The sequence below is a fragment of the Streptococcus mitis genome (assembly GCF_946190115.1).
GTDB lineage: Bacteria > Bacillota > Bacilli > Lactobacillales > Streptococcaceae > Streptococcus > Streptococcus mitis_CO.
This window is the reverse complement of sequence record NZ_CAMHZG010000024.1, coordinates 1-10,747: the sequence shown is the minus strand read 5'-3', so window position 1 is coordinate 10,747 and position 10,747 is coordinate 1. Positions and strand designations below refer to the sequence as shown.

The window sequence follows — 10,747 nt, the reverse complement described above, 5'->3', positions numbered from 1 at the left end:
TTTCAATAATAACATCGTCACCTTTAGCATTTAGCAAATATTCTTGCCCATCTCCAAGTTTGACAATATCATGAATACTGTATCCAGCATCTTTTCTATTTGCTAGATAGCCATCCTTACCAATGACATAACTTTCCCCATCACTGGCTGGAACAGCTCTATCTGCGACCATAGCACCTGATTTTTCAAAGTAAGACCATTTACCATTTGGAGTCGCCCATCCTGTTGCCATAGCGCCACTGTCTTTGAGATAGTACCAAGTAGACCCTTCTTTGTACCAACCTGTACGCATGGCACCACTATTAGCTAGTGAGTACCATGTGTTACCTTCCTTGTACCAGCCTGTGCGCATAGCACCACTATCTGCTAGAGAATACCAAGTATTGCCGTCTTTGAGCCAGCCTGTCTGCATTTTACCAGAACCGTCAAAGTGGTACCAAGAACCAGCATTTTGTACCCATTTATTTTTAGCAAGACTGCCATCTTGAGAAAGATTCCAGTCAGAACCATTTTTAACCCAAGTATCTGCAGCCTGTGCTTGATTGATAGACAAAAGTAGACCAGCACCTGCAAGCAAACCAAGTGTAAGTAGTTTAGATTTTTTCATAGCCATTTCCTCCTTTATCGAATAGTTATAAAAAGATATTTTTTCATCATAAACATTCTACATAACTCCTAATAATCCTTAAGAGTCAACCAACACCTTCTTTCTATCATCATTGCCCACCCCACACCTTTATGATATACTAAATATAAATATTTTCCTAAAACTTCTACTTTTGGAACATTTTTGGAGGCAAAAATATGCGGTGGGATATTGGTTCAGTTTATAAATACATTCGTAAGTCAAAAGGGATTACACAAAATGAGGTCTGTGGTGACTACATTACTCATTCTAACTTATCTAAGTTTGAAAATAATCATTCTACTCCTAGGTATGATACTATGGAGTTGCTTTTGAGGCAAATTGATATGAGTTTCGATGAATTTCATTATATTTGTCAACATTACCAAATGGATTCTCGTAAGAAATTATTTTCAGAATATTATCAAGTCATTTCTTCACCTAATCTAGAAGAAATGAAGACACTGCTATCAAAATGTCAAATTTATCTAGATGAAGTGCAGAATGATATCCCAATAGAACATGCTGTGAAAGAACTAACCATTTTTATAGAAGTGATTGAAAATCAGTTTTCCGATAAAGCTCAAGCCTTGGCTGAGGAATTATGGAAAGAATTGGAAAAAAGAGATCAGTGGTTCCTCTCAGATTTACGATTGCTAGTGATGATTATTTTCCATTTCCCTATTGATTCACTAGAAATGCTACGTCAAAGACTTGTAAAATCTCTAAATAAATACACAGATTATCGTCCAATTCAAAGTATTCATTACTCCATTCTAGCCAATATGACACGAATGTACCTTGAAGCAGGGAAGAAAGATGACTGTCTATGCTTAATTCAAGAATGTCTTGATTTAGCAAAAATATTGAAAAGATACGATTTATTAGGTGTAGCTCAAGTGCGTCTGGGAATCGTTAATGAAGATCATGCTATGATTAATAAAGGATTATCCTTACTCGAATCAACAGATGAAAGTCGATTACTAGAAGAAATGAAAAGAGAAGTTCGTGATTATTATCAAGCAGATTTTTTTGAAACAGAGGGCTAATAGTAACTATTACTTTATGAATAAAAGCGAACATGACTTCCTAGTAAACAAAGCTGTTCGCTTTTTCGTTTTACTCTGTCAGACGTCTTATTTCACAACAGAAACATTTCCTGTCTTACTATCGATTTTAACAGTTTGACCGTAGAAACCGTCAATTTCTTTATTAAGATAATCTGAAATTCCTGTTGGCAATCGTTTCATTTTAAGAATTTCACCAAATTGGTCTGCATAAACAAGAATATGATAGTGATGATAGCTTGGTCTATCATCAATCAATGCAAAATAACCTGTTTTGAGTTTGCCATTAGCACCATCTAAATAGTATAGTTTATTATTATTGATTGTGAAGCTGGTAGCTCCAAGAAGAAGTCGTGCACCCGGATTTTCTAGATAGACATCATTGCCAACTTTTTTAATCTCTGAATAGGTGGTCATTTCTGGTAAATTTGTTACGCGACGACCATCTGCCCCAAAGTAATACCTGTTTGGTATGTTTTGGAAATTTTTCACGACAGCTTTAGGATTAATTTCTTGTCCTTCTTCCGTATTATCTACTAAAGCCAACATCGTATTGGAAACTTTATCTCCATATTTATCAGAAAACTTCTTAAATTCAGGTTTTATGTACCAAGCATTTTTTTCAACAATGACTCCATCTTTTCTATGAATAAGATGATAATCATACCCGTCAGATAAAGTAACAATATTTGTGATAATTGTATCATCCGCTTGAGTTTGTTCAACCTGACTTGGAAGTTTGGTTAACATATAACCATCCTTACCAATAACATAACTTTCCCCATCGCTTGCTGGAACAGCTCTATCTGCGACCATAGCACCTGAATTTTCAAAGTAAGACCATTGACCATTTGCAGTTGCCCATCCTGTTGCCATAGCGCCACTGTCTTTAAGGTAATACCATGTAGACCCTTCTTTGTACCAACCTGTACGCATAGCGCCACTATTTGCGAGTGAGTACCATGTGTTACCTTCCTTGTACCAGCCAGTACGCATGGCGCCACTATCTGCGAGCGAATACCAAGTGTTACCGTCTTTGAGCCAGCCTGTCTGCATTTTTCCAGAACCGTCAAAGTGGTACCAAGAACCAGCATTTTGTACCCATTTATTTTTAGCAAGACTGCCATCTTGAGAAAGATTCCAGTCAGACCCATTTTTAACCCAAGTATCTGCAGCCTGTGCTTGATTGATAGACAATAGTAGGCCAGCACCTGCAAGCAAACCAAGTGTAAGTAGTTTAGATTTTTTCATAGCCGTTTCCTCCACGAATTGAAACTGAGAGATAGAGTTAGTTTAACCATCTTTTTTATAACACTCTTAAAGAGATGAAATAAAGTCCTTAACGCTCTAGTGACCTTATTTTGATAATTTACGGAGACATGATTTTAACCCCCTTTTGAGTTTATATCAATCTTTTTATAGTCAATATATTATTTTATCTATTTATAACTCTATTCTACTCCCCTATAAAATGAATGTCAACAAATAACATAAAAACATTGTGAAAAAAATATTTTATCATGCTAGAGGTACTTGCTCGCTTCTTTGATACTAAGTTCAGCTACTTCTCCAATATTATTTTATATAACTACTAAAAATTCTCATGCCCCACCAAGTGGTGCTGAAAAGCATAGACCGCAGCTTGTGTACGATCGCTAACCTCAAGTTTGGCAAGAATGTTAGACACGTGCGTCTTGACCGTCTTGAGAGAGATAAAAAGTTCGTCTGCGATGCGCTGATTTTCGTAGCCCTTGGCGATGAGTTGAAGAACATCTCGCTCACGCGCAGTCAGGTCCTCATGTAGTTCTATGTGATTGCGATGGTATTCTACTTTTTTGCTGACCTCTTGCTCAATGGCCAACTCCCCAGCAGCCACCTTACGGACAGCATGGAGCAGTTCGTCGGCACTAGAAGTCTTAAGCATATAGCCATGAGCACCTGCATCTAAGACGGGCATAATTTTTTCATTGTCCAAATAAGAGCTCACAATCAAAATCTTGGCTTCAGGCCATTCTTTGAGGATAGCCAAGGTCGCATCAATTCCATTCATCTCAGGCATGACGATATCCATGACAATAACATCTGGACGCAATTTCAAGGCTAAGTCAATACCCTGAAACCCGTTGGACGCTTCCCCTACAACTTCTACATCATCTTGGAGGTCAAAGTAGCTTTTCAAGCCCAATCGGACCATTTCATGGTCATCTACCAGTAAAATTTTCATCTTTACTCCTTTATCATTCCTTATCTAACAAGGGAATACGGATATCAACTGCCAGCCCTTGCTTGGGAGCTGTCAAGAGTTGAACCGTTCCTGCCATATCTTCAACCCGCTCCTTGATATTACGAAGTCCATAACTCAAGTCGTCTAAGCTCCCCAACTGGAAACCAAGCCCATTGTCCACCACTTTCAGCTGCAATTCAACATCTGTCTGATAGAGATAGACATCCAAGCAAGAGGCCTGGGCATGGCGGAGGGTATTGCTGATCAACTCTTGCAGGATACGGAAGATATGCTCCTCAATTTTCTTAGGTAATTTCGTTACATTTTGCTTAAGACTAACTCTGAGATCACTCTTGTCCTCAAGCTCTTTTAAGAGGATTTGAATTCCCTCAACCAGACTCTTTTGCTCCAGTTCAACTGGTCGCAAGTGCAGGAGCAAGACCCGCAAGTCCTTCTGGGCTGTTTCAAGGATGGCTGTGACGCTCTGCAACTGGGTCTGCATCTTTTCTCTATCCAACTTCAAAGCCTGCTGACTGATACCTGACAAAATCATGTGGGCCGCAAACAACTCCTGACTGACTGTATCGTGCAAATCTCTAGCAATCCGCTTCCGTTCCTTCTCGATGATTTCCTCTTCCTGAGCAAGACTCTGATTTTCAGCTTTTTGAAGAGCTTCTGTCAAAAGGTTAAGTTTACCTGACAAGGACTTGAAACTGGCATCCAAATCTGGATCTGCAACCTGAACCACTTCTTGCCCTGCCAACAAACGCTTGAGATTAGCCTGCATTTTTCTTAGAGAAAGCTCTTCAACACCTCGCCAAAACAGGGCTAAGAGACAGGTCATGGACATGCTGAATACTAACAACAAAAAGACAAATTTTTCTGTTTTTTCGACATCATGTAAGAAAATAGTCCAGTCAAAGTCAAGGATTTCCAGCAAGCTGTGGGAGAAAAATAAGACAAACAGAAAGGAGGTGAGAGCAATGATTACATAGGCTTGTTTTTTCATCCTCTGACCACCCCCACATCGCCAATCATAGTGGTCAAGAAAATCTTGACACTCTTGTTACTCTTGAGATAGTCTCTTGTTTCCTGATGATAGTGTTCATTGCGGAGGGCTCGCTTGGGCTGATTGAAAAAAGTCAAATCCCCATATAGACAATTAACGCTGAGACTGACTTCCACATCTACAGGTACAATAATTTTGGTCGTTCCTACCATCTTTCTGAGAATAATGACATTGTCATGATTGGTTAGAATGACCCTCTCCAGATGAATGGTATCCTTGCCCATGAGACGAAAGAGATTGATATCATCAAACTGACAAGTCTGGTAGCTTGAAAAATGATGGAGATTTCCAAACCAACGATTTTTCTCCTTCTTAACCGTTACCACCTCTTCAAAAACCAAATTGGTCTGCTCTTTTTCCTGATTCATCATCGGGTAAAGAAGAAAGAGGCTATAGATAACCGCAACAAAAATAGCTAGAATCACAAAGGGGTTGAGCATGACGATGAAAAAGAATAGAATGCTTGCCACCACCAAAAGGAGGTTATTGCCCTCTTTACCAGTGTAATAGCGAATCAAAAGTAAAAAGAGGAATAGAATCAGCAGAAAACGCGAAAAATGCTCTGAAACCATCAACATCAGAGCTCCCGTCAACAGACAGGCTTCGATAAATAAAAAGATTTTAAATTTTCTCATAGGTTCATCCTCTCCCTTCTATTTTATCACAATTCAAAAAAGTCACCTCGGTCTGAAGATGGAAAAAAGGCGATGGTTACGCCTTTTTCATCTGATCCTTTGCTTCTTTTAATTTTCCATAAAGAAGATAGTCTACTTTTTGCAAATCTGCTATGGTTGCACAATTAAGGGCACACATAATCAAGCGTAGATCTACTTTCCAGCCTTGGACAATACCAATCACTTCTTCGACTGTGTAGGTTTCAACCAATTCCAGAACTGTTCGAGACAGTCCTACAGCCTTGGCACCAAAGACCAGGCACTTAATCATATCCAGCGGATTCCGAACGCCTCCACTGACCAAGAGTTCGACCTTGTCTTTCCAGTCTTGGGCATTGAGAAGGGCTTGCATGGTAGACTGGCCCCATTGATTGAGGTAATCACGCTGACCGCTGCGACGGTTTTCAATATAGGCAAAGCTGGTGCCACCACGACCCGATATATCAAAGGTTCGAACGCCCAATTCATAGGCTCTTTCGATGGTCTTGGCATCCATTCCAAAGCCGACTTCCTTTAGGACAATAGGAACGGGGATTTGCTTGCTATAGTCTGCTAGATGTGATTGCCAGTTTCTGAATTTTCTTTCTCCCTCGGGCATGAGCAACTCCTGCATAACATTGACATGCACCTGCAGGAGAAGAGGGTTCATCTCTTCTACAGTCCGAAGTCCTAACTCGACAGGCTTGTCCAATCCAATATTGGTTCCAAGGAGGAGATTTGGATGATCATACTTGACAGAAAAAGAGTCATCTGCTGGATCTTTGAGTGCTGCGCTATAAGAGCCCGTCACAAACAAAATCCCACAGGCATCTGCCACCTGAGCCAACTTTTGATTGATTTCTTTACCTTTTTCACTCCCACCTGTCATGGCATTGATATAAAAAGGAAAATCCCACTTTCGACCAGCAAACTCTGTCGACAGATTGATTTCATCCAGATCGTAAAGAGGCAAGGAAGAGTGAATCAACTCCACCTCATCAAAGCTATTATAGGAACTTTTCTGCTCAAGGGCATAGCGGATGTGCTCATCCTTACGATTTGTCGTCATGTCCTATCCTTTCTTGGTATAAGAGCTCAATCCCCAGATCGGCCCAACGGTTTTTTAGGGTTTCAGTTGATTGCTCATCAAAACTCAAGGCAATACCACAGTCACCACCACCAGCACCGCTACTCTTGGCAACAGCCTGCAAATCTTGACTAGCTTCTTTCAACTGTCTCAGCGAAGGCGTGTAAATATCTGTGCTCAAGCCTTCTAAAAGCTGGCTGGCTACTTCTACTTGCTCGATCATTTTTTCTGCTTTCCCCTGTTCCAAGGCTTCTACCAAAGAAGCCACCGTTTCTTTTGAGGAGCTTAAAAAATTCTGATTGATATTTTGCTTGATTTGCTGGACCATGTGACTCGATACAGCCACTTCCTTGGTCCATCCCACTAGAAAATCACATTCTAAAGTTGGTTTTACTTGTGAGATTAAAAATCCCCAATCACGCTCTAAAACAGTCGCCAAGTTTTCTTCTTTTAGCCAAGCAGCCACCTTCTGGCGATCAAATGACTGGTAAAGAACCAATTCCTCTGCCACAATACAGGCAAGGTCTCCCATAGAACCATTATCTCCGCGCTTGAGCAAGACCGAGCTAGCCAGCTTGAACAAGAGCTCCTGATCAACAGAAACATCATACAGAGCCAGTAAAGCCTTGACAACCAAGACAACGACGCTACCGCTAGAACCTAGACCAAACTTTTTCCCTTCTCGTTCCATTTTCCCACGAATTTCTAGAGAAAAAGGTCGCAAGGTTTGCCCATGATAAACGAGGAAATCTTCCACTAAAGCAATCGTTTCTTGAATCAAGCTGTAGTCAGGATTTGGTGTCAAGTCCACTGCGAAATCAAACATATCCGAATAGATACGATAACTATCTGAAAAAGCAATCTCGCCCTTCATATAGATAGGTATCGCCTTTATCAAGGCTAGCTGTCCTGGCTCTAAAATAGCATATTCACCCGCCCAATAGAGTTTCCCGCAAGTTTTAACAGCAATCATCTTGGCTCAAATCCTTTGTTTTTGACACGATCAAGCGATAACGTTGACCGAAGATTTCTGATAAATGCTCTAAGTCTTTCTCCTGACAGAGGACCTTAACGTTGGGACCAGCATCCATAGTAAAGTAACAAGCCTCTCCTTGCTCACGTAGCTGGTGAACAAAGTCCATGGCTTCATAAGAGGCATCCGTCAGATAAGAAAAGGCTGGTGATGCTGTTTTGGTCGTAGCGTGCATAGCCAGGGCATTTTTCTCCGTTAATTCCCCAACCTTGGCAAAATCATTTTCTTTGAGGTAAACCAGCATATCCTGATAATCCTTCTCAGACTGACGCACCCAGTCATCAAAGGTCGTCGAGGTTTCCACACAAAGTTTCATCCCGTCACGGCTAGAGATTGGTTTTTTCTTATCCTCTAGCACCAACATAATCATAGCTAGTTTCAAGTCTGTCTCTACAGGGTAAATTTCCCCGCTATCCTTGTCCCAGGCACCAAGTGGTCCATAAAAACTCCGAGAAGAAGATCCTGAGGCAAACTTAGCCTCCTGCGCTAGCTGACTTCTATCCAATCCAAGCTTGAAATAAGCATTACAAGCCTTGACCAGGGCGGACAAACCACTAGAACTTGAGGACAGACCCGCCGCGGTAGGCATATTATTTTGAGTATCGATACGGACAAAGCCCTCACCAGCTGGACGGTAACGGTCAATAATCTTACTCATTTTGGCATGCTCCGCCTCATTTTGTAGCTGACCATTGATATAAAAGGCATCAGCCATCGCATCCGTCGGTAGAGGCGACAAAGTCGTCTCTGTGTACATATTTTCCAAAGTCAGAGAGATACTGCTAGTAGCAGGCACCATCTCTTTCTCTTTTTTCTTTCCCCAATATTTGATAATAGCAATATTTGCGTAAGAACGTACTGTTACAGGCTCTCTATCCATGTCTGAACAGCTCCTTTCTCTTCTAATCTTTCTGCTAGTTCTTGAGCTTGAGTCAAATTGGTTGCCAAAGCTATGATACAGCCTCCTAGCCCACCACCGCTCATCTTGGCACCCAGAGCACCATGGCTAAGAGCCGTTTCAACTAGAGAATCCGCCTCAGGGCTACTAACACCAATTTCTTTTAGATGTAAATGCGCTTGACTGAGGATTTTTCCCAGTCCTTCAGCATCTTTTCGTCTAATCGCATCTTCTGCCTGCTGGGTCAATTCCCCCAAGGCATGTAAAAACGGCAGGGCATCCTTCCCCTTGTTTTGAACCACTTGGATGGCTTCACGAGTATGACCATAAACGCCCGTATCAGCAATTACCAAATAGGCAGATAAATCCATCTCAAGCTCTGTAAATCCTACATTCTTAATAAAGCGAATAGGCTGGTCACTGAGACAGGTCTTAGCATCTAAACCACTTGGATTCATATGAGCAATCATCTCCGCCCGATTGACCAAGATTTCTAGTACATCATGAGGTAGTTCTGCCTGATAGTAGTCAAATACCGCACGAATGGCTGCTATGCTAATAGCAGCTGACGAACCCATTCCCCGTTTTTCAGGGATAGCCGAGTCAATCTCACAGCGAATGCAGGCTTCTTTGATATTCAAATACTCCAGAGAAGCATAAACTGCCATGGACAAGGTATCCTCCTCATAGAGACGCCAAGGACTCGCTGCAGGAACTACCTTACAAGTCACCTCCACCTCCAAAAGAGGCAAGGAAATAGCAGGATAGCCGTAAACGACCGCATGCTCCCCTATTAAAATAATCTTACTATGTGCCTGACCGACACCAATTTTTTTTGTCATTTTTTCCTTTTACTAGACGAAAAAGCCGTCTCATTTTTTCATACAAGTATTTATTCTCTCCTATCTATTTTATTATATTTTCACAAAAAAAGCGATTGTTTCCATTCACAATCGCCTCTTTCATTATTGAACCCATTCGCCATTATAGTTGACAGAATAACCATCTACGGTCGTATTCACTGCCAAAGCACCTGAGCTATAAGCATAGTACCATTTACTACCGACCTGGAACCAACCAGTTGCCATAGCTCCTGATGAACGAAGATAGTACCACTTGTTACCAAGGTTTTGCCAGCCCGTTTTCATATCACCATTTTCAGCATCTAGATAATACCAAGTTGAGCCGTCTTGATACCAACCAGTTGTCATAGATCCTGATGAACGGAGGTAGTACCACTTATTGCCAAGTTGTTTCCAACCAGTTTGCATAATACCAGTTTCTGGATCTAGATAGTACCATGGAGCAGCTTTTAATTTATCTTCATCATATGTAAGAGGAAAATCCTTAGCCCAACCACGTGCTAGCTCCCCAACAGTCAATCTGTTGATGCGAGAATCAAAGCCACCATCCTTCAGTAAATAATACCAGTGCCCCTCATCATAAACCCAACCAGTTTTTAAGGTGTGATAACTACGTTGATCTTCAAAATAATAGACTCGTTTCTCTGCTGGACTATTATATTGTTCCCCATGATGCTTGTTGACATTTGTAGCTGTTTTTGCTTCTAAAACTTGCTTACCAACAAATTCTTGTAGTACCCCATCTTGACCAAAGTAAAACCAATCTGGTCTAAAAGCAATATCTTGCCTTATAGAAGAACCAATCGTAACCCCTTCGTGTGGAGCAGGTATATATTGCCAGCCGACAACCATCTCTCCAGATAAAGGATCAAAATAATAGTACTTACCATCAATTACTCGCCAGTAGGTTTCTTTGAGTTCCCCCTTCTTGTAGTAGGTTCTACCATTTTCTTTGACAAATTGCCAACCTTCTGAATCAGCATCATCCGCTAATACTGCACTTGTCGCTAGCAAACCAAAGAAAAAGACTGCTAATGCGATTTGCATCAATTTTTTTACTATTTTCATTAGATGTATCCTCCATAACTGATTGTAGCAAATACAAAATCGCATGTCAATATACAAAAACTCCTCAAAAAAAGCAATTACATAATGAACTGCACCCCAAAAGTTAGACAGAAAAAATCTAACTTTTGGGGTGTTTTTATTATGAAATTAACTTATGATG

The 10,747-nt window shown here is 40.9% G+C and carries 10 protein-coding genes and 1 pseudogene; 1 reads left to right on the top strand and 10 read right to left on the bottom strand.

Features of this window, described 5'->3' with window-relative positions; translation table 11 throughout:
• A pseudogene (locus N8L90_RS09110) lies at positions 1-607 on the bottom strand (N-acetylmuramoyl-L-alanine amidase family protein); the annotation flags it as partial.
• 197 nt (positions 608-804) lie between these two features.
• Between N8L90_RS09110 and N8L90_RS09105 the strand changes: the two are divergent.
• Positions 805-1,674: a helix-turn-helix domain-containing protein gene (locus N8L90_RS09105; RefSeq protein WP_219967316.1), complete on the top strand. Its 870-nt coding sequence runs from the start codon at positions 805-807 to the stop codon at positions 1,672-1,674.
• 87 nt (positions 1,675-1,761) lie between these two features.
• On the opposite strand, the gene N8L90_RS09100 is transcribed toward N8L90_RS09105, so the two are convergent.
• The 9 genes from N8L90_RS09100 to cbpF all read right to left on the bottom strand — a co-directional run bounded on the left by N8L90_RS09100 (position 1,762) and on the right by cbpF (position 10,587).
• A complete protein-coding gene (locus tag N8L90_RS09100) occupies positions 1,762-2,943 on the bottom strand; it encodes an N-acetylmuramoyl-L-alanine amidase family protein (RefSeq protein WP_261025181.1) in 1,182 nt (393 codons plus the stop codon).
• A 340-nt stretch (positions 2,944-3,283) separates the two neighbouring features.
• Positions 3,284-3,916, bottom strand: a complete 633-nt coding sequence (locus N8L90_RS09095; RefSeq protein ID WP_125409182.1) for a response regulator transcription factor — start codon at positions 3,914-3,916, stop codon at positions 3,284-3,286.
• Positions 3,917-3,929: 13 nt separating this feature from the next.
• Entirely contained in the window at positions 3,930-4,925 is a 996-nt protein-coding gene (locus N8L90_RS09090) for an envelope stress sensor histidine kinase LiaS (protein WP_261025177.1), read from the bottom strand.
• Positions 4,922-5,620, bottom strand: coding sequence for a cell wall-active antibiotics response protein LiaF (gene liaF / locus N8L90_RS09085; RefSeq protein WP_223340023.1), 699 nt, complete (start codon positions 5,618-5,620; stop codon positions 4,922-4,924). The genes N8L90_RS09090 and liaF overlap by 4 nt, the downstream gene beginning before the upstream one ends.
• 76 nt (positions 5,621-5,696) lie before the next feature.
• On the bottom strand, positions 5,697-6,707 hold the full coding sequence (gene fni / locus N8L90_RS09080; protein ID WP_261025174.1) for a type 2 isopentenyl-diphosphate Delta-isomerase: 1,011 nt from the start codon (positions 6,705-6,707) through the stop codon (positions 5,697-5,699).
• Positions 6,691-7,698, bottom strand: coding sequence for a phosphomevalonate kinase (locus N8L90_RS09075; protein WP_261025172.1), 1,008 nt, complete (start codon positions 7,696-7,698; stop codon positions 6,691-6,693). The genes fni and N8L90_RS09075 overlap by 17 nt, the downstream gene beginning before the upstream one ends.
• A complete protein-coding gene (gene mvaD, locus N8L90_RS09070) occupies positions 7,685-8,638 on the bottom strand; it encodes a diphosphomevalonate decarboxylase (RefSeq protein WP_261025171.1) in 954 nt (317 codons plus the stop codon). The genes N8L90_RS09075 and mvaD overlap by 14 nt, the downstream gene beginning before the upstream one ends.
• Entirely contained in the window at positions 8,620-9,498 is an 879-nt protein-coding gene (gene mvk, locus N8L90_RS09065; RefSeq protein WP_261025169.1) for a mevalonate kinase, read from the bottom strand. The genes mvaD and mvk overlap by 19 nt, the downstream gene beginning before the upstream one ends.
• 123 nt (positions 9,499-9,621) lie before the next feature.
• Positions 9,622-10,587, bottom strand: a complete 966-nt coding sequence (gene cbpF / locus N8L90_RS09060; protein WP_261025167.1) for a choline-binding protein CbpF — start codon at positions 10,585-10,587, stop codon at positions 9,622-9,624.
• Positions 10,588-10,747: the final 160 nt, after the last annotated feature.

Bases quoted from the DNA above. Each gene is read 5' to 3' on its own strand.
- mvaD (WP_261025171.1), bottom strand. From the start codon at position 8,638: ATGGATAGAGAGCCTGTAACAGTACGTTCTTACGCAAATATTGCTATT.
- N8L90_RS09100 (WP_261025181.1), bottom strand. From the start codon at position 2,943: ATGAAAAAATCTAAACTACTTACACTTGGTTTGCTTGCAGGTGCTGGC.
- fni (WP_261025174.1), bottom strand. From the start codon at position 6,707: ATGACGACAAATCGTAAGGATGAGCACATCCGCTATGCCCTTGAGCAG.
- N8L90_RS09105 (WP_219967316.1), top strand. From the start codon at position 805: ATGCGGTGGGATATTGGTTCAGTTTATAAATACATTCGTAAGTCAAAA.
- N8L90_RS09095 (WP_125409182.1), bottom strand. From the start codon at position 3,916: ATGAAAATTTTACTGGTAGATGACCATGAAATGGTCCGATTGGGCTTG.
- cbpF (WP_261025167.1), bottom strand. From the start codon at position 10,587: ATGAAAATAGTAAAAAAATTGATGCAAATCGCATTAGCAGTCTTTTTC.
- N8L90_RS09075 (WP_261025172.1), bottom strand. From the start codon at position 7,698: ATGATTGCTGTTAAAACTTGCGGGAAACTCTATTGGGCGGGTGAATAT.
- mvk (WP_261025169.1), bottom strand. From the start codon at position 9,498: ATGACAAAAAAAATTGGTGTCGGTCAGGCACATAGTAAGATTATTTTA.
- N8L90_RS09090 (WP_261025177.1), bottom strand. From the start codon at position 4,925: ATGAAAAAACAAGCCTATGTAATCATTGCTCTCACCTCCTTTCTGTTT.
- liaF (WP_223340023.1), bottom strand. From the start codon at position 5,620: ATGAGAAAATTTAAAATCTTTTTATTTATCGAAGCCTGTCTGTTGACG.